The following is a 19058-nucleotide window of genomic DNA, read 5'->3' as shown; positions in this document are numbered from 1 at the left end:
CAAGGGGGAGATGGGATGAGCAGTACGACCGCAAGCAACCAGGACAGCGGACTGCGAGTGTCGGTCCAAAAGTTTGGCAGATTTTTAAGTGCGATGGTGATGCCCAATATCGGCGCATTTATTGCGTGGGGCTTGATTACGGCGCTGTTTATACCGACGGGTTGGTTTCCCAACGAAAAGATGGCAACGTTGGTCGGCCCGACGATTACCTATCTGCTGCCGCTTTTGATTGGGTATACGGGCGGCAAGATGGTTCATGACGTCCGTGGTGGTGTCGTGGGTGCGGTAGCCACCATGGGGATGATCGTGGGATCAGACATCCCGATGTTTTTAGGTGCGATGATCATGGGGCCGTTTGCCGGCTGGATCATGAAAAAAGTGGATCAGTTGTTTGAAGGAAAAATCCGCGCCGGGTTTGAGATGCTGGTCAACAACTTTTCGGCCGGGATCATCGGCGCTCTGCTGGCCCTGCTGGCGTTAAACGCCATTGGTCCGGTTGTGGTTGGTCTCAGCAAAGCGCTTGCTGCCGGTGTTGATGCGATTGTGAATGCCGGGCTGCTGCCGCTGGCCAGCATCTTCATCGAACCGGCCAAAGTCTTATTCTTGAACAATGCGATCAACCATGGGATATTAAGTCCAATCGGATTGGACGAGGCGGCCGAAGCGGGCAAGTCAATCTTTTTCCTGCTTGAAACCAATCCAGGTCCCGGTTTGGGAATCCTCTTGGCCTATTGGCTGGTAGGAAAAGGGATGGCCAAACAGTCGGCTCCTGGGGCTACCATCATTCACTTCTTGGGCGGGATCCATGAGATTTACTTCCCGTATATCCTGATGAATCCGCGTTTAATATTGGCGGTCATCGGTGGTGGAATGGCAGGTGTCTTTACCTTCAGTCTGCTAGGTGCGGGGCTGGTTGCTCCGCCTTCTCCGGGAAGCATCTTCGCCCTGAGTGCGATGGCGCCAAAGGGAGGGTTGTTCCCGGTACTGGCCGGTGTAGTGACGGCTACGGCAGTATCTTTCTTCATCGCCTCGTTCCTGCTGAAGATGGGCGGGCAAGCAGCAGAAGAAGATGATCTGGATAAGGCAACAGAAAAAATGAAGCAAATGAAGGGGAAACATCAGCAGGCAGTAGAGCCGGCACCAACAGAAACCGAGACGGAGGCGGCGGAAGTACCCGCAAAAGAGGTAAGCAAAATCGTCTTCTCATGTGACGCCGGGATGGGCTCCAGTGCGATGGGGGCAGCCTCGTTCCGCAAAAAAATAAAGGATGCAGGGCTTGATATTACCGTCATCAACACGGCGATTAATGACATTCCGGACGACGCCGACATTGTGATCACGCACCAGTCGCTGACAGAACGGGCGCGAATCAAGGCACCGGATGCCGAGCATATTTCCATTGACAACTTCCTGAACAGCCCGGAGTATGACAAACTGGTCCGCCGTTTAAGCTAAAGAGATCACAACGCTAGTGCATACTAGCGTTCTCTCTCTTTGTGGCAAAGGGGATAAAAGCGATGAACGTTACTGCCAGACAACGTACCATCCTCGATATCTTGCTGAGGGAACAGCAAGGGTTGACCGTGGGTGTGATCGCCGAGCAGGTTGGCGTCAGCGCCAGGACGATTCACCGGGAACTGGATGCGATAGAAGAAGTGCTGCGTCCATTCCGTTTGGAATTGGCCAAAAAATCGGGATTGGGGATAGAATTGCATGGCTCGCCGGAGCAAAAAGAAGCATTGCACGAGCGGCTGCTGCACCTGACGACGATCGAATACACCCCAGAAGAACGGAAAATGCTGATCCTGGCGGCCTTGCTGGAGGCGACCGAACCGATCAAGCTGATCGCGCTGGCACTTGACTTGAAAGTGACCACTGCAACGATTAGCCACGATCTGGAGGACTTGGCCGATATGCTCAGCAAATTCAAGCTGACGCTCATCCGCAAACGGGGCTACGGGGTGGAGATTCAAGGGAGTGAATCAGACAAACGGAGAGCGATCAGCCACCTGATCTCGCACCACTTCAGTGAGTATGAATTGATCGGGCTGCTGAGGGAAAATATCCGCAACAAAAACCAGCGCGATGTCGACGCCGTCTCGGAGCGCCTGTTGGGGCTGATTGACAAGGAAAAGCTGCGCAAAGTAGAAGCAGCACTAGAGCATCTGCAGGATGATTTGCCTTATCCGCTGGCAGACAGCGCTTATATCGGCCTGATGATTCATCTCGCGCTGGCGGTGGAGAGGATTCAAAAGGGAGAGAACATCTACTTCGATGAGCATACGCTTGCCGAACTGAAGGAAACACAAGAGTATCGGGTAGCGCAGGAGATCGTGAGGCGGTTGGCAGACATCTTCCTAACGGAGATCCCTGTGGCGGAAATCGGATATATTACGATGCACCTGCGAGGCGCCAAACTGCGAAGCTTTCAAGCGGGGGCAGATTGGCCGGAGAATCTGGATTTGGTCGCAAAGACAAACCGGTTCATCCAGGCATGTGCGGAGAGGATGCGGCTGCCGCTGCAGGATGACCCGTCCTTGTTCCACGAATTGCTCAAGCATATGGAACCGGCTGTCTACCGGCTGAATCGCCAGATGGAAATCCGCAATCCCATCCTGGAGCAAATCCGGAACAATTATCCCGAGCTGTTTCGGGTGGTGAAGAAAGCGGCAGCCGACGTGTTCGCCGACATGGACGTACCGGATGAAGAGATTGGCTTTCTGGTCTTGCATATCGGTGCGGCAGTGGAGCGGGCAGCACAGGTCCACCAGCGATATCGGGCGCTGGTCGTCTGCTCCAGCGGGATCGGATCATCCAAGATACTGGCGACCCGGCTCCAAAAAGAGATTCCCGAGCTCGTCAGTTTGAGAAATGTCTCTCTTTTTGACATCGGACGGATCCCCAAAAGCGAATACGAGGTGATCATCTCCACGGTCCCCCTGCCGCTCGACGATCAGCCATACATCGTGGTCAGTCCTTTGCTGCCAGAGGATGAAATCCGTAAAGTAAGATCGTTTTTGCAAAAGAGCAGCATCTCCAGCTCGTCACCGACAGAGGCTGCTGTTTGGCACATGGCAGAACGGGCCCGACAGGTGAAACAGCCTATCAATCAGTTAAAGTCGGTCCACCAGTATACGGGTTATGCCATCCAACTGGTAGAAGGATTCCAACTGCAATCGCTGAATAACCAGGGATGGGAGCTTGAAGAACTGCTGAGTGCAATCTGTAAATCGTTATCGCAAAAAGGAACGGTACGGGATAAAGAGGCTGTGGTCCAACTGCTGTTGGAGCGGGAAAAAGTGAGCGGGTTGGGGATCACAGGGACGAGAATGGCCCTGTTTCACGGCAGACATGTACAGGTTGTCCGCCCTTCGTTTACCGCCCATCGGCTGCAACAGCCGATCTACCTGCGGTCGATGGACGATCAGCAGATGGCAATCCACATCGTATTGCTGCTGCTGGGGCCAAAGGAGATGTCGAAAGAAGGACTGGAAGTGTTGAGCAAGATCAGTTCGTTGTTGATCGAAGAAGAGATGATTGCCGCATTGGAATCGGCAGACGAGCAGGTGGCAGCCGGTTATCTGCAAGAGAGACTGTATGAGTTCTGTCAGAAACAGATAGGAATGGAGAGAGTGCAATGAATAAGGGTGCCAGTGTGTTATCAGCAGAAAAAATCATACTGAATGCAAGTGTGTCCGACAAGACAGAAGCGATCCGCCTGGCAGGAGAGCTGCTGCAAAAAGCAGGGCATGTAACTCCCGCCTACGTGGATAAGATGCTGGAACGCGAGGCGATGCTGACAACCTATATCGGCAGCGGGGTAGCCATTCCCCATGGGACTAACGAATCGAAGCAGGAGATCAACTCGACCGGCATTTCCGTCGTGCAAATACCGAGTGGCGTAGACTTTGGAGAGGGGAATACGGCCTATCTGCTGATTGGCATCGCAGCGGTGGGGGACGAACACTTGGAGATGCTGTCCAATATCGCTGTGATTTGTTCGGAAGAGGAGAATGTGAAACAGATCCTCCAAGCGAAGACAAAAGAAGAGATCATCACGTTATTTGAAAAGGGGTTGTAACATGCTGGCCGTACACTTTGGAGCGGGGAACATCGGTAGGGGATTTATCGGACTACTGCTTCATCAGGCGGGTTATGAGGTTTGCTTTGTCGATGTAAATCAGGAATTGGTCGACACGATAAACGAACGGCAAGCATACTCGGTTCAATTGGCGATGGAAGGAACCCCGGTCACAGTCGTCAAAGGCGTGCGAGCGATCCATGGCCAGGATACGGAGGCGGTTGCCGAGGCGATTGCGGCCGCCGACCTCGTCACCACCGCAGTAGGACCTCATGTGCTTCCCCACCTCGCCCCGGCGATCGCCGAAGGGATTGCCAGACGCAATCGCAGTGGCAGTCGCAGTGGCAGTCGCCCTTTAAACCTGATCGCCTGTGAAAACATGATTGGCGGCAGTGCACAGCTAAAAACCCACGTATTCGCCCTGCTCAGTGAAGCCGATCAAGCCAAGGCAGCGGATACGACCGGTTTTCCCAATGCTGCCGTAGACCGAATCGTCCCGCTGCAGAAGCATGAAGACAACCTGCTGGTGACCGTGGAACCGTTCTACGAGTGGGTAATCGATCAGTCGCAAATCGTCGGCGATCTACCTCTGATCGAAGGGGTCACCTATGTACCGGATTTGAAGCCGTATATCGAACGAAAGCTGTATACCGTCAACACGGGGCACGCGGTAATTGCCTACCTCGGGTATCAAATGGGCTATCCGACCATTGATCAAGCGATTGCGGATGAACAGATTCTCGAGGCGACACAACAAGCCTTGCGGGAAACGGGCGATCTGCTGGTCGCCAAGTACCAGTTCGACAAAACCAAGCATCAGCAATATGTCAACCAGATCCTCAACAGATATGCCAACCCATTCATTACGGACGAGGTGACCAGGGTGGGGCGATCACCGATCCGTAAGTTATCCGCGACCGACCGGCTGGTTGGTCCAGCCATGCAGTGTGTACAGCATGGGATTGTGCCAGACTATCTCGGCTTGGCGATTGCGGCAGCGATGCTGTTTGACTACCCGGAGGACCCGGAAGCCGTCGCACTCCAGACGGAGATCAAGCGGTCCGGGTTGCGGCAGGCCCTGCATACCTATACGCAAATCCCTGAAGATCACCCGCTTGTTGCGATTGTCATGGATCATCTGGATCGTCTGCAAGCTGCAAAAAAAGACATGTGAGAACCATTCGAGCCTTTCGGCAGATGAAATGTCGGAAAGGATAATAGGGCCGTACCCGCTGTCTAAGGCAGACGGTTGGGACGGCCCTTTTTCGCGTGTGTCAACATCAGGCATGGGTGAAAGAAATGATCCTTATCGCTTTGGAAAAAAGGTACAATAGGAGGCAGATGCCACTCGACTGGCGACTTCACCCAATTGGGAGGCGGCGTATCCAGCGCCGAATGCTGATTTGCTAAACGTAGTTTTTGCATGACTAGTGAACGGGAGGGATATTGATGAACATCGCTCAGCCGCGTATCAAGACGATCTCCATGCTTGCTTTGTTTATAGGACTCTCTGTGATTGGCAGCATGATCAAGCTGCCATCCCCTTTTGGAACGGTAGCGTTGGATTCAGCTCCGGCCTTTGTCGCCGCGTTATTGATCTCACCTGCTTCTGGAGCCGTCGTCGGGTTTTTCGGTCACCTGGCAACTTCAATGAACATGGGGTTTCCGCTGTCCATACTCATCCATCTGTATATCGCTGTGCAAATGGCGGGGATCAGTTGGGTGATCGGGTATCTGGGCAGCAGGGGGAAGCTGCTGGCTGCGCTGATTCTGGGCTCGCTGTTGAACGGAGTAGCCGCTCCTGCGCTGCTCATCCCATTTGACGGTTTTGGACAAGCTTTCTTCCTGGCTATGCTGCTTCCTCTGGCCGCAGGAGCGGTGATTAATCTCTCGCTGACCGGATTGATCGTGAAAGCCATCGGGAGAAAGTGGAATGCGTAAACGGACTCGATTTCGTGATTTGACGGTCATCGACTACCTGGAGAAACGGCTGGTGATCGCCTGTGACTCGAGCGGAGCCATCGGGGACAAGCAGCATGACGTGGTCAAAGTTGATCCATACATACTCGGCAGATTTCTGGTCCGTGTCCCGCTGATGGAGCTGCTCTCTGTTGGAGCGGTGCCGTTGACTGTGTGCAACACACTAAGCGTTGAGATGGAGCCGACGGGACGCAGCATTATCGCAGGAATCTTCGACGAGATGAGGCAGATCGGGATGGAGCCAGAGGCAGCCCTAAACGGCAGTACGGAGGATAATATCCCGACTGTGCAGACCGGAGCCGGCGTCACCGTGATTGGCGAGGCCGACCGCCTTATGGACAAAAGCATGGCTGGTGACGTGCTTTGCTGCATCGGGTACCCGAAAGTGGGACAGGAAGTTGGACTGGAGGATCCGGATATTTGTGATTTGCTTGCCATCAAACGATTGCGGGAGATGGACGGGATTCATGAGATCGTGCCGGTTGGTTCCAAGGGTATCCGCTATGAACTGGAGGAGCTGCTCAAACGGAATCAACTCACCCTGTTGGGTGAGCAGGTGGATCTGCCGCTGGAGAAAAGCGGAGGGCCGGGTACCTGCGTGATCGTCACGGCGAGGGCGGACGTGCAACAGTGGAGAGATGTGTTGGGTCAACCGGTTACCGTGCTGGGTGTCCTCAAAAACTGACCAGAAGATTGTTGCTTCAATAGAACTTGGGCCAGGGAGATAAGAGGAGTACCGGGAGCATGAACTGATCCGCCAGCCGGTGCTTCCGATTGATGTGGCTCATACGGTTCTGTTTCTGCTTTCGGACAAAGCGAGGAACTATACGGGAGCGACGTTTGATCTCAACAACGGCTGTTACCTCCGCTGAGCTCGCCTGTTTGTATAGCATATCTATCTTCCGGGAGTTGCAAAATTTTCCTTATAGAATAGGACTGATTGGAGCAATCTAATCTATGATTCTGGAAAGATGGGCGATCCAGAACATCATAGGGGAACTTGCAAAAGAAAAGGCAAAGGAAGGTGCATGCGTCGTGAGTTTCAGGCTGTCTCCAATCCGTTTGTTTGCATTGGCCTGTCTGTTTTGTTTGTCATGGATCGTGCAGGGTGTTGTTGGGGCAGAACCGCAGCAACCGGAATTCGAGGTTGGACAAACCCTGCGGGTACCCGGGCTGCCGCTGCCCGATGATACGAAAATCGTCCAGGTAAAGCGAGCGGACGTGACCGGCGATCGGACAGAGGACACCGTGCTGCTGGTCGGGCAAACTCTGCCGGACAATCCCTCCTTCTACTCCCAGCTCAATGTGGTGGTACGAGACGGGAAGACAGGCAAATACTCCGCTCTGCCTCAAAGACAGATCAAGAACTATTTGAGTGGGTATCAGCCGAGCCTGTTTCTCGGTGATTTTACCGGCGACAAGGCAAGCGACGTGATGGTAACTGTAGCGACAGGCGGCAGCGGCGGTACATCTAATCATTTGATTGCCAGTTGGCGAAACAACAACCCGGTGGTGATTTTTGGCGAACAGCAAAATCAGGGACTGAGGATCAAAGGGAAGTACCTGGACGGTTTCAAAGCGGAATTGCACAGCGAGGTTTTGAACAAGACCTTTATCGTCGATGTCAGCGGATATAAGCAGCAGTACATCGAAGCCGGGATCTACGATAGAAACGGGAAGTATATCTACGAGAGTCCGCGCAACGGTCAGCAAAGCGAGTACGACATCTTCTCCGATCCGTTCTACTCGCTGGTTCCGGTTGACACAGACAACGACGGCGTGTACGAACTGCAGGGCAAGCAAAATATATGGGGACCGATCCACGTGTTCACCTTTGCAACGGTAAACTCCACCTGGGACTATAAAAACGGCAAATGGAACATCCCGGACGCCTCTTACACACTTACCTACAGCATTACAAATGGGGGATGAGCGCCCCTGATCAGGTGAAGTAGATCACAGAGTTGGTAGCTCAAGAGTGATCTACTTCTTTTTATGAATGGACAGTATGGCGACGACTAGTATGCCGAATACGTGCATGAGACTAAGAGCTTCGTATACTGTCATCGGTCTCATCCCCTCCCTTTTTGGGATAGAGAGTGAGCCGACTGTGCCAAGAGGTGCAACAGGTCTTCTGTGGAGGATGAACAGCACTTGTCCCTACTTGTTATCTTGCCTATACGAATCTATCACCAGAAAATACTTGCAGTCGCCAGCCCCGATATTGTCCATGCGATGAGCTACGTCTGCCTCGAAGTAAAGCGTATCCCCTGGTTCCAATACATAGGTTTGCCGCTCGCCCAGCGTCACTTGCAGCTTTCCTTCGGCTAGATAGATATATTCTTTGACGTTTTGTTTGTGGGGCGGAAAGCTACCGGTGCTCGCGCCCTCAGGCAGGATATTCAGCACAAACTCAATGCCCTTGGAGGGAAAAGCGGGAGAGAGCAGGACTCGCTGAAAGCCTGTCTCCTCATCCTTCACATACGGTTTTTCCTGATTTCGAATCAAGATAACATCTCTCACTTCGTCTTGCCCCAGCATCTGTGATACGGTGACGTCCAGTGCTTCCGCGATCTGACACAGCACATTGACCGTCGGGTTTTTTTGATCCCGCTCAATCTGCGACAGCATGGAACGGCTTACCTGGGAACGTTCGGCCAGGTCCTGGAGGGTATACCCTTTCTCTGTTCGAATCTGTTTCAATCGCTTGCCTAAGGACAAAGAAACCACCTCTGTGTATACTATAGTGTATTAAAATGATGGGTCTCATTAGATATTTTGTGATTGATTTGGGTAAAGTTCACCTATTATAATCGATTTAGTGTACTATAGTGAACTTAATGAGGCGGGGATCAACGGATGCTTCTGTTTTGTCTGGCTTTACTGCCGATTGGATGCGTGTTGTTTGTGCTGTTTGTGCTCAAGCAGTCAGCCTGGAGGGCGGGAATGATTGGCTGTCTGCTGACGATTGCTGTCAGCTTGTTTGTGCCGGTGTTTCATCTTGATCCGCAGCAGTTGACCGTACCCGTTGTGAAAGGTGCGCTAACTTCCACGATTGTAGCATATGTGATTCTGTTTGGCATTTTCCTCTTTCATCTGATGAGTGAAGCAGGTGTGATCCAATCGATTGCCTCGCTGATTTCCCAATCGACGCGGGACCCGCTGCGGCAGGTGCTAATCCTGGCCGTTGCCTTTTCGCCGTTAGTGGAATCGTCCAGCGGCTTCGGCATTGCGATGGTGGTTGTTGCTCCGATTCTGATCGCACTCGGTTTCGATCGGTTCAAGGCCGTGCTGATCTCCTTGGTCAGTTTGAGTGCGGTGCCATGGGGGACGTTGGCGATGGGAACGGTGATTGGCGCCAACCTGGTCGATATGCCGGCGCAGCAATTAGGTACGGGCAGCGCGCTGCTGTCGATCCCGACGTTTCTCTACTTTGCCTTTCTGGCGGTGTGGATTGCCGGGGGATGGTCAGGGGTGAAGAGCAAGTGGGGCGAGACGTTGGTTGTCAGCGGCACATTTGGCCTGTCTGTCTGGCTGATCAATCGCTACGTCAGTGTGGAACTGGCCGGGGTGTTTGGTTCCCTGGCTGCGCTAGCCGTTGAGTTTGTCAGGATTCGCTTGAAACCTGATGTCTTGACTGCAGTTGGAAGCGTCGGGCCATCTGAAGTCTCCGTGACGATCGATGATGAGCGATATAGTACGGTACGAACCTTTAGTCCGTACCTGTTTCTGATCGGGCTGCTGCTGTTGACGCGGATCGTTCCGCCGATAGAGGCATGGCTGCAGTCGGTTTGGGTGGTGGAACTGCCTGCCTATCGCTTTTCCTTTGCCGTGCTTCACTCACCGGGCCTGTACCTGGCGCTTACCTGCCTCTTTTGCATCGTGGTGTTCAAAATAGGCAAGCCGTTGGTGCGAAAGTGCGCCTTGCAGACAGGAAAGCAGGCACTTCCTGTAATCTTGTCCACCCTGTTCTTCATCGACATGGCCGAAATCATGACAGCCGCCGGGATGACCGAACTGATCGCCAATACGACGGCTGCTGCATTGGGTACATCTTTTCTGATTTTATCACCCGTGATCGGGGGCCTGGGGGGATTTTTGACCGGCAGCAACACCGGGTCTAATGCGATGCTGATCAACCTGCAGGTGTTGACCGCGCAAAAGCTGGGCATACCGCCGGACGTGATCGCGTATGGGCAAAACACCAGTTCCTCCCATCTGATCATGGCTTCCCCGTCACGCGTACTGTTGGGGGCAACCGTGGGTCATGTACAGAACAGGGAGAGCGAATTGCTGCGAACGACCACATGGATTGGAGCGGGCACGATCAGTATCGTCATCATCGGCGTGCTCTCGCTGTACGTGATGTGCTGCCGTTAGGACTGGTTGTAGCTCGCGTGCAGCGCAGTGATCATCTCTCTCATCTGGTTACGCAGCGGTTCCTGTTCTTCCACGATCGCATCCGTACCGCAGCTCAGGAAGAAGCGGGCCGCCCATGGCAGATAATCGGGCCGCATCTTCATTTGCAACAGACCAGTACCATCCGGGTAAACGACAAGCGACTGGGAGAGCCAGGGTTCAGACTCGCATCGCTTTACGCCTTGCCGGTTCAGTTTCACTACCAGCGGCAAGGTACCAGCGGTCTCTTCTGCCTCCAGGTACTTTTGGATGGTGTCAGCAGAAAAATCTACTTTTCGCGATTGGTCGGCAGCTAGTGAGAGTTGTTCGATGCGGTCTACCCGAAACACCCGTATCTCCCCGGCTGAAAAGCAGTGAGCGGGAGAGTACCAGAGACCGTTCATCGCGTATACGCCGATCGGTTGGATGTCCCGCTCCCTGGTTTCCGTGGCGGAGTGGTAGCGGATCATGACGATCTGTTGTTCGATCGCGTGGTTCAGCAACTCGTTCAAATGAGGGACGGGCAGGTTGCGGGCAGGGGTCCAGAAGGTAATCCGCCCTTGCAGTTCGTTTATCCGCTGTTTCACCTGGCTGGGCAAATAGTGAAAAAACTTTTTTAGCGCTGAGATGGACTCCGATTCAAAGGGGAGGGAGGAATAATACTGCAACGATTGATAAGCAAAGAACATGGCCACCGCTTCCTCTTCGGAGAAGGAGATGGGCGGAAGCATTTTTTCTTTCAGTATTTGGTAGCCGCCGCTTGCGCCAACCTCGGAGTACAACGGAATGCCTGCTTCTGAGAGCTCCTGCAAATCGCGGAGGATCGTTCGTTTGGACACGCCGAATTCATCAGCCAATTCCTTGACTGTAAACTTTCGTTTTGTATTGACGGTTATCATCAGTTCGATCAAACGTCTCGCTTTTGACATACACGATCACCTCTTCTTTTACAAGAGCATGAAACGGTGACAAGCCCTGACACCATTCCGTGATACGGTGGTGGTGTGAGGTGGATGACATCTCCATACACGCGGAAGAAAGGGGATTGGAAAGAGATGAAGCAGGACAACCACCAAACCGTAATAGAACTGGTATTATTCAAGTTGAAGGAGGGAACGGACAAAGTGATCTCAGCAAGTAGGCAGGAGAGGCAAGCGAGTGCTTGTCTGAATCTGCTAGCTCTTCCATGCTCGTTTCCCGATATCTATCTCTCTCCGAAAGGTGATGGCAGATGGCTGACACTTTTAAGGATAAGTACAATCGGCCGTTTTTGGAGCAGTTTGCTTCCGTGGTCCGACAAGAATATCCGGCATTTGATACAGCGCGCTTTCTGGTGTTGATCTACGACGAGCGCTGGGAGCAGGAACAACTGAAACAACGCATCCGCCACATCAGTACGGCGCTGCGACAGACGCTGCCGGCTTCCTACCGCGATGCTGTATCGATCTTGTCTGCGATTGCCCCCCACTGCAGAGGAGTGGAATACCTGTTTTTCCCCGATTTCGTCGAGGCGTATGGGCTTGACGATTGGGCGGTTTCCATTCCCGCATTGGAGCGGTTTACGCCGTTTTCCAGTGCTGAGTTTGCCGTGCGCCCATATATCGTACAAGATCCTGAAAGAATGATGGCGCAGATGATGGATTGGGCCAGCCACCCGGATCATCACGTCAGACGACTGGCCAGCGAGGGCTGCCGTCCTCGGCTGCCGTGGGCGATGGCCCTGGACATGTTTAAAGCTGATCCCGCGCCCATCGTCCCCATCTTGGAGCGGCTGAAGCGGGATTCGTCTGCGTATGTGCAAAAAAGTGTGGCTAACAACCTGAATGATCTGTCCAAGGATCACCCTGAGAGGGTGAAACAACTGGCCCGCGAGTGGTATGGAGAGAATCCACATACCGATTGGATCGTCAAACACGGCTGCCGCGGTCTGCTGCGCAAGGGTGATCCAGAGGTGCTCTCCCTGTTTGGCTTTGCGCTTTCACCGGACGTGACAGTAAGCGGCTTGAGACTGGCTAGGGAGAGGCTGTCGATTGGCGATTCGCTCAGCTTTTCGTTTGCGGTCCGTGCCAATACTGCTTTGCCTCAGCGGCTGCGGGTCGAGTACGGGATTGATTTTGTCAAGGCAAACGGCACTACGTCGCGAAAGCTGTTTAAGGTGACGGAGAACACATATGACTCGGCCGAGCGGCGATACGAACGAATCCACCACTTCAAGGATCTGACAACCCGGAAGCATTATCCAGGCAAGCATCGGCTTTCTATTATTATAAATGGAAAAGAACTGACGCAAAGCGATTTTTACCTTACTCGCTGAGGAGCACAACGGGTTGGCGAATCTGCTCGCTTGCCTTTGCGTGCACTCTAAGGTGTATCATGTGGCTATGGATAAGAAGTATTCTATTCAAGAAGCGGCCGCGATTACCGGGCTTACTGCGCATACGCTTGTGTTATTACGAGCGCATCGGTCTGATCAACCGCGTTGGGCGTTCATCCTCCGGTTATCGATGGTACAGCGAGAGGGAGATTGCGACGGTTGCGATGCTGACAGTCCTCGGCAGAGAGCCGCAGCTACGGGTTCATCTGCAAGCAGCGTTTAACGTGGGATTGACGACGGAGGAACTGGAGGAAATCAGCTGTTAATGGTTCCTTCCGATATCTCTCCCCGCCCATACCATGATATCGACTAGACGCAAAAGACGCCTTACGAAGGCGTCTCAGCCTGTAGACAAAGTTCCGTAAGGAACAGGGTCTGCAGGCTTTTTTGTTGAATATAGAACATGTTACGTTTTCAATAGTTATTTTTGGAGGTGGCATTATGCTTAATAAGCAACAGGCCGAAGGCCGTTATCAGATATCTGCATTCTCGTTAGATGAGTTGGTGCCAAAAGATCATCTCGTACGAAAAATCGAAAATGCAATCGACTTTTCATTCATCTATGACTTAGTGGAAAGCCTCTACTGTCATGACAACGGCAGACCCAGTGTTGACCCTGTAGTCTTAGTCAAAATTGCTCTCATCCAATATCTTTTTGGTATTCGTTCCATGCGGCAAACGATTAAAGAGATCGAAACCAATGTTGCCTATCGGTGGTTCATTGGCTATGACTTCAGTCAGCCCATTCCCCATTTCACGACCCTAGGCAAGAACTATGTTCGCCGTTTTCGGAATACTCAACTCTTCGAGTCGATCTTCCTTCGAATATTGGAAGAGGCGGTACATCATGGATTCGTGAAGCCTGACGTGCTTTTCATCGATGCTACGCATGTAAAAGCCAGTGCGAATAAGCATAAATACGTGAAAGAAATCGTTGAAGAACAAGCCAAGAAATATCAAGAGCTACTGGACGAAGAAATCAATCAGGATCGTATTGCACATGGAAAGAAGCCCCTTGAAAAAAAGACAGAAACTTCGAAGAAGGAGGTGAAGGTCAGCACAACTGACCCGGATTGCGGATTGTTTGTAAAGGGGGAAAAGGAACGTGTATTTGCCTATAGTTTTCATACGGCATGTGATCGAAATGGATTTGTGCTTGGCGCAAAGGTAACGCCAGGCAATGTGCATGACAGTCAGGTTTTTGAGGATGTTTTGAATCAAGTGCGACAGACGTTCGAACAACCTCAGGCTGTGGCGGTGGACTCCGGATACAAGACGCCTTACATCAGTAAAACACTGATTGATGACCAGATTCGCCCCGTTATGCCCTACACAAGACCACGCACCAAAGAAGGTTTTTTTAAAAAGTACGAATATGTGTATGATGAATATTTCGACTGCTACATCTGCCCGAACGAGCAAATCTTAACATATGAGACAACAAACAAGGATGGGTACCGTATCTATCGATCAAATTCTCAAGTTTGCCGAAGTTGTCCGTTTTTGAAACAATGCACGGAAAGTAAAGACTACACAAAGAGAGTGAGTCGCCACATCTGGGCTGATTACCTCGAAGAGGTAGACCACCTCCGGCATACCGAGGAAAACAAACAGATCTATAGCCAACGGAAAGAAACGATTGAACGTGTATTCGCTGATATGAAGGAAAAGCATGGCATGCGTTGGACGACCTTACGAGGACTGGAGAAGGTCACGATGCAGGCGATGCTTGTTTTCGCTGCCATGAACTTAAAAAAAATGGCGACCTGGCTATGGAAATCAGGTCGCCAAAAGGTGAAGGATCAAAACACCTTCGGTATTTTCATCAAATTATTAAACAAACGCCCTCTGCTGTTCGTTCAGCGAGGGAGTTTGTCTGCAATCTGAGACGCCTTACGAAGGCGTCTTTTTGCCGTGCAGCGCCCGGTATTCATCCTCCAGAATGCTCATCAAGATCGAATCGTGGTACTCGTGGTTGTAGTAGAGTGCATCCCGCTGCACGCCTTCTCGTTGAAAGCCGAGTTTTTCATAGACATGAGCGGCTCGCTTGTTGTAGGAAAAGACGTTTAGCTCGATTCGGTGCAGGTTCAGGATGCCAAACCCGTAGTCTAATAGCAGCAGCAGTGCCTCTCTGCCATAGCCTTTGCCCTGGTGGCGATCGTCGTTGATCGCGATCCGGATGTTGGCGCTGCGGTTGGCTGGATCGATGCTTTGCAGGGCGATGTCGCCGATCACCTCGTCTGTCTCCCGGAGTGCGATCAGCAGCAACAAGCTGGACGTATCGTGTCCCTTTCCCTCAATATATCGGTAGATCTGTTCTTTCGTAAAAGATTTCTGCGTCCCCGTCAACCGCCTGGTTTCGTCGTGAAACAACATCCGGAAGTAGAGTTCTGTGTCGTCCAGGCCGATCGGGCGCAAATAGACCTGGTTCCCTTCCAGAAATCGTACGGGCCTGTCGGTTTGAAAATGAGCACACATGGTTTCGCTCCTCCTTTTCTTTTATACTCACTATAGCGGACAACTGTAGATATGAGTATGTACAGTTTTGACGTGCTGCCCATCCCGCTGGAGGAACAGGGGGTCAAACGGTTGAAACAAGCGTGGTTTGGGTAGGGAAAGCCCGGCTCGCCGGGCTTTTCGGATGTGATGGTTATATCTGGCGAATATCGGGTATAGGTATCGATAGATGGAAAGACTGGTGTTTTTTCCTGTTTGAACGGGTCCCCTGTCTGGACTAGTTCCCTGTTCAGTATTATTTACGACGGATTGAAGCGTACTTGGATTACCTTGCCGCAAATGCGAACGTTGCGGTGATGGGTGACAAGCGGTTTATAGTGAGGGTTGTCCGGATAGAGCAGCACGAGGTCGCTGTCCACTTTCTTGATTCTTCTCAGCAGCGCATCTTGTTCGTCGATATTGACCACTGCAATTTCTCCGTTTTCAACGGTTGGCTGAATCTTGACCAGTACCTTGTCACCGTTGCATATGCGACTGCCCGCCATGGAATCATCCTGCACCGTTAGAAAAAACAACTCTCCGTCCTGATAATCGCCATAGTTGGCCAGTTCGATCCAGGTGACGATATTTCGTTCCTCCATGAGCGGGTTGGGCTGTTTGGCATGAATTCGTCGCAGCACCGGGACTCGCAGGATGGCGTGAGACCGTCTGTGGGTGGCTTTTGGCCTATCCGCTTTTCTGATCGCTGGTTCTCCCTGTTTGGGACTGGTTCCCAGAGAGGAGTCGACCACCATCGTAAAGATTTTCAACTTTGCTTCAATATCGAGTGATTTGAGAAATGATTTCGCTTGGTAGCCGTACTTCATAAACTGTTCCTCATCTTCAATCACCATACCGTTCTCAATCAAACCGCTGATCAATAGATCCCGGTAGAGGTTGTCCACATAGCCAGACTCGTCTACCATCGCATCCACCAGGGAGTCAATACACTTGTTGATCAGGGACGTGATACTGTCTGCTTGATCCAACAGTTCTCGAATCTGTACAGGGGCTTTCTCTTTGTAGGCCGCAATGATCAAGGCTTCCGGATCACCTCCGGTCACCGTCGCTATCACGCGGTTTACTTCATCAGAGGCGGGAGGTACATCCCGTTTGACGATCTGGCTGATATACGCCTGAGATACGGGTGTTCCTCGCGCTTTGCACTGCCTCGATATTTCTCGATGCGATAAACCACTCTGTTCGATGTAATGCTTTAGCAGTTGATAATAGTTCATCCCTTATCGCCTCCGTACCATCATTATAGTCAAGTTTATCTGTATATCTAGCATAAAGAACTATACAATTTTTGATAAATATCTATCAAAAGACAGAGGTCAAAAGAACTATGAAAAAGGTAAAGAAACATGATCCCGTGTTGACAGATGTTTGATAAATAATTATCATTCAAACTAGAGTTAACACGGTTCATTCTCGCATGATGGAAGAGGAGCGTGAGCAGTTTGTCCAAAGATGAACCGATACGGGTGAGTCAAAAAATGAGTCAAAAGTTGGTGGAGGAAGTTCTGCCTCTCATCTTGTCTGATCTCAAAAGGAGAGGGAAGTGGCCGCCAGCGAATCGACCTTACGGAAAAGAATTGCAGGAGGAGCATGTGCGGAAAGTGACACATATCGGGTAGTCGGTAAATGTGAACAGAAAGTAGGGTTTCAGGTGAAAGAAGTCAGCGTCTGGAGCTTGTGCAGTGGTGACGTCCTCGCTAAGCCGATCTATTCTCCGACGGGGAATATATTGCTGGGAGAGGGTAAAATCATTACAGAGCAGCAGATTAAACGGCTCAAAAAACTGAATATTAAAACCGCTTATATTAAGGAATTAGAACCGGAGAAGGTAGTCCAACCGAACACACCTGGATCCTTGAAGCACGGTCCGGAGCGGACGTATGCCGATGCCGAACGGATCTATACGGATACCGAGCAGACGATTGACCACAAGTTGGTTAGCGATACGGTAACCGGATTTCTTGATTCGCACCATGTAAAAGGGTTGATCGCCTTTTCCCACATTGAAGATACATTCCGTCAGTCCTATCGGAAAATTTTTAGAGAGATTGTATCCAGTCCGTTCATCCTAGATCAACTGGTAGCCCTTTACAAAAAGGATCTCTTTGTGTTTCATCATTCGCTGAAAGTGGCGGTTACGAGCGGCATCGTCGGTCTCGCCCAGAAGTACGACTATCAGCAGCTGCTGGAGCTGACGATTGGGGCCTTGCTGTACGATATCGGTATGACCAAGCTGTCGGAGCATCTGGTCAAAAGCACGGGCCCGTTGACTCAATGGGAGCGGACGGAGTTGGAGGTTCATACGATTTATGGATACCAGATTCTGACCAGCCACAGAGAGGTTCCAAAGGCAGCCGCCTTATGCGCTTTGCAGCACCATGAACGCTTTGATGGAACGGGTTATCCTTATCAGCTGAAAGAATCACAGATCCACCCCTACGCTCAGATCGTTGCCATCTGCGATGTGTATAATGCGCTAACCTCTCCACGTCATTACCGCAGCGCCTATACTCATCACGAAGCGATTGAGTATTTGTATGCAGCGGGCAATAAATACTTTGACGTCACACTGATTAAAACGTTCCTTAAGCATATTTGTGTCTATCCGGTGGAATGCAAGGTTCTGCTCAGCAATGGAAAGATCGGAGTGGTCGCCTCCATGGATCTGGATACGCTTCATCGTCCGGTGGTAAAAGTGATCCGGGAGCCCGACGGCACCCCGATCGACAGTCCGTATGAGATTGATTTGAAGAAAAATGTGGATGTTGTGATTGTGAATGCGCTGTGATCCATGCAGTGTCAATCTAAGAAAAGCCACTCTGGCGGTAGCTTTTAGTCTGTCCATGGGGAGTAGCGCGGGGGAGAGTAGCTCTTTACCTCCAGTCGCTCGGTTGCCAACCTGCGAGGAAGCGGGACTGTCCGCTGCGCCAGTCCGAAGCGGGCGGTCGCAAAAGGGGTATCGCTACGAGGTGTTTCAGGGTTGCGCCCGAAAGCCCCCGCTTCGGACCGGCTCCGCAAGGCTGGCTGGTAAAAGTCGCTCCTTCCGGAAAAGAGCTACTCTCCGCCTGTACCGAGGCTTTGTCTGCGAGCATAAAAAGCCACTCCAGAGGGTGGCTTTTTCTTATATTGCGAGAGCGGCAAACGACTCGCTTCGTAGGTGTGTCAATTCATCATCGGTTGTTTCAGATACATCTCGACAAATGCTTTGCTGATGTAGGTCATGTCGTTTTGCAGGACAGGAGCGTACATGATGTCTGTTGACTTGTCATTGATCGTCGTGCTGCCGATCATCAGTTTTACCTGGTGCCTCTCTTTCATCAGCTCCGGGGCCGCCATGTCATCCTGCATGTCATCTGCGGCCATATCCATCATCTTTCCTTTGTAGGTAAGGGTTATGGAACGGTCCGCTTGGTTCCACATCACTTCATAACCAAGCGACTCTGCTGCTGGGCGCAAGGGGACGAGCATCTGCATGTCGTTCATCTTGGTCATGTCGTTCATCTTGGTCACGTCGTTCATCTTGGTCATGTCGTTCATCTTGGTCATGTCAGTCATCTCATTCATCTCACTCACCTCCGTCATCGCTTGGTCTGTGTTCATTTCCGTGGCGCCCACCAATGCGGCAGGCAGCGTAAGCCCGAGTGCCAGCAGGGCGGCTAGAGCAGCATGTTTCTGTTTGCTCATGTTCAATTCCTCCTCGATCTGTAA

Annotated in this window: 20 protein-coding genes and 1 pseudogene; 14 read left to right on the top strand and 7 right to left on the bottom strand. The window is 51.7% G+C overall.

The features are described 5' to 3' along the window. The first annotated feature begins 15 nt into the window (after nt 1-15). From LOK74_RS17830 to LOK74_RS17795, 8 genes and pseudogenes are all read left to right on the top strand, one after another. Nucleotides 16-1455, top strand: coding sequence for a PTS mannitol transporter subunit IIBC (locus LOK74_RS17830; RefSeq protein ID WP_230043356.1), 1440 nt, complete (start codon nt 16-18; stop codon nt 1453-1455). 62 nt (nt 1456-1517) lie between these two features. Further along, complete coding sequence (locus tag LOK74_RS17825; RefSeq protein ID WP_230043355.1) at nt 1518-3641, top strand: BglG family transcription antiterminator; 2124 nt, start codon at nt 1518-1520, stop codon at nt 3639-3641. After that, entirely contained in the window at nt 3638-4081 is a 444-nt protein-coding gene (locus LOK74_RS17820) for a PTS mannitol transporter subunit IIA (RefSeq protein ID WP_230043354.1), read from the top strand. Before LOK74_RS17825 ends, LOK74_RS17820 begins: the two co-directional genes overlap by 4 nt. A gap of 1 nt (nt 4082) precedes the next feature. Beyond that, nucleotides 4083-5255 carry a mannitol-1-phosphate 5-dehydrogenase gene (locus LOK74_RS17815; protein ID WP_230043353.1) on the top strand — a complete coding sequence of 391 codons (1173 nt, stop codon included), beginning with the start codon at nt 4083-4085 and terminating at the stop codon, nt 5253-5255. A gap of 275 nt (nt 5256-5530) precedes the next feature. After that, entirely contained in the window at nt 5531-6022 is a 492-nt protein-coding gene (locus LOK74_RS17810) for an ECF transporter S component (RefSeq protein WP_230043352.1), read from the top strand. Beyond that, complete coding sequence (locus LOK74_RS17805) at nt 6015-6746, top strand: AIR synthase related protein (RefSeq protein ID WP_230043351.1); 732 nt, start codon at nt 6015-6017, stop codon at nt 6744-6746. Before LOK74_RS17810 ends, LOK74_RS17805 begins: the two co-directional genes overlap by 8 nt. A 46-nt stretch (nt 6747-6792) precedes the next feature. Then, nucleotides 6793-6933: pseudogene (locus LOK74_RS17800) on the top strand (3-ketoacyl-ACP reductase); the annotation flags it as partial. A gap of 163 nt (nt 6934-7096) precedes the next feature. Further along, entirely contained in the window at nt 7097-7993 is an 897-nt protein-coding gene (locus LOK74_RS17795; protein WP_230043350.1) for a hypothetical protein, read from the top strand. Nucleotides 7994-8044: 51 nt separating this feature from the next. On the opposite strand, the gene LOK74_RS24410 is transcribed toward LOK74_RS17795, so the two are convergent. Next, nucleotides 8045-8101, bottom strand: coding sequence for a hypothetical protein (locus LOK74_RS24410; protein WP_420908797.1), 57 nt, complete (start codon nt 8099-8101; stop codon nt 8045-8047). Between the two features lie 120 nt (nt 8102-8221). Continuing rightward, nucleotides 8222-8782, bottom strand: a complete 561-nt coding sequence (locus LOK74_RS17790; protein WP_230043349.1) for a helix-turn-helix domain-containing protein — start codon at nt 8780-8782, stop codon at nt 8222-8224. 138 nt (nt 8783-8920) lie between these two features. Between LOK74_RS17790 and LOK74_RS17785 the strand changes: the two genes are divergently transcribed. After that, nucleotides 8921-10441, top strand: coding sequence for an L-lactate permease (locus LOK74_RS17785; protein WP_230043348.1), 1521 nt, complete (start codon nt 8921-8923; stop codon nt 10439-10441). Here the strand turns inward: LOK74_RS17785 and LOK74_RS17780 are convergent. Further along, a complete protein-coding gene (locus LOK74_RS17780) occupies nt 10438-11388 on the bottom strand; it encodes a helix-turn-helix transcriptional regulator (RefSeq protein WP_230043347.1) in 951 nt (316 codons plus the stop codon). The genes LOK74_RS17785 and LOK74_RS17780 overlap by 4 nt on opposite strands. A gap of 302 nt (nt 11389-11690) precedes the next feature. Here LOK74_RS17780 and LOK74_RS17775 point away from each other — a divergent pair, with 302 nt between their 5' ends. From LOK74_RS17775 to LOK74_RS17765, 3 genes are all read left to right on the top strand, one after another. Beyond that, nucleotides 11691-12773: a DNA alkylation repair protein gene (locus tag LOK74_RS17775; RefSeq protein ID WP_230043346.1), complete on the top strand. Its 1083-nt coding sequence runs from the start codon at nt 11691-11693 to the stop codon at nt 12771-12773. Between the two features lie 59 nt (nt 12774-12832). Continuing rightward, nucleotides 12833-13099 carry a carboxymuconolactone decarboxylase family protein gene (locus tag LOK74_RS17770; RefSeq protein ID WP_230043345.1) on the top strand — a complete coding sequence of 89 codons (267 nt, stop codon included), beginning with the start codon at nt 12833-12835 and terminating at the stop codon, nt 13097-13099. A 175-nt stretch (nt 13100-13274) separates the two neighbouring features. Continuing rightward, nucleotides 13275-14720: an IS1182 family transposase gene (locus tag LOK74_RS17765; RefSeq protein ID WP_230046894.1), complete on the top strand. Its 1446-nt coding sequence runs from the start codon at nt 13275-13277 to the stop codon at nt 14718-14720. Nucleotides 14721-14726: 6 nt separating this feature from the next. On the opposite strand, the gene LOK74_RS17760 is transcribed toward LOK74_RS17765, so the two are convergent. Beyond that, nucleotides 14727-15311, bottom strand: a complete 585-nt coding sequence (locus LOK74_RS17760) for a GNAT family N-acetyltransferase (protein WP_230043344.1) — start codon at nt 15309-15311, stop codon at nt 14727-14729. A 278-nt stretch (nt 15312-15589) separates the two neighbouring features. After that, nucleotides 15590-16567: a LexA family protein gene (locus tag LOK74_RS17755; RefSeq protein ID WP_230043343.1), complete on the bottom strand. Its 978-nt coding sequence runs from the start codon at nt 16565-16567 to the stop codon at nt 15590-15592. A gap of 261 nt (nt 16568-16828) precedes the next feature. Between LOK74_RS17755 and LOK74_RS17750 the strand changes: the two genes are divergently transcribed. Next, the gene (locus LOK74_RS17750; protein ID WP_230043342.1) at nt 16829-16969 is read left to right on the top strand and encodes a hypothetical protein; all 141 of its coding nucleotides are present in this window, start codon (nt 16829-16831) and stop codon (nt 16967-16969) included. A gap of 32 nt (nt 16970-17001) precedes the next feature. Then, nucleotides 17002-18138 carry an HD-GYP domain-containing protein gene (locus LOK74_RS17745; RefSeq protein ID WP_230043341.1) on the top strand — a complete coding sequence of 379 codons (1137 nt, stop codon included), beginning with the start codon at nt 17002-17004 and terminating at the stop codon, nt 18136-18138. An 85-nt stretch (nt 18139-18223) separates the two neighbouring features. On the opposite strand, the gene LOK74_RS17740 is transcribed toward LOK74_RS17745, so the two are convergent. Both LOK74_RS17740 and LOK74_RS17735 read right to left on the bottom strand, forming a co-directional pair. After that, nucleotides 18224-18442 (bottom strand): hypothetical protein, encoded by a 219-nt coding sequence (locus LOK74_RS17740; protein ID WP_230043340.1) that lies wholly within the window; start codon nt 18440-18442, stop codon nt 18224-18226. A gap of 70 nt (nt 18443-18512) precedes the next feature. After that, nucleotides 18513-19034, bottom strand: coding sequence for a stalk domain-containing protein (locus LOK74_RS17735; RefSeq protein WP_230043339.1), 522 nt, complete (start codon nt 19032-19034; stop codon nt 18513-18515). Nucleotides 19035-19058: the final 24 nt, after the last annotated feature.

The organism is Brevibacillus humidisoli (assembly GCF_020923435.1).
Taxonomy (GTDB): Bacteria; Bacillota; Bacilli; order Brevibacillales; family Brevibacillaceae; genus Brevibacillus_E; species Brevibacillus_E humidisoli.
Note: the sequence above shows the minus strand (reverse complement) of the source record. Positions and strands in the feature narration are given on the sequence as shown.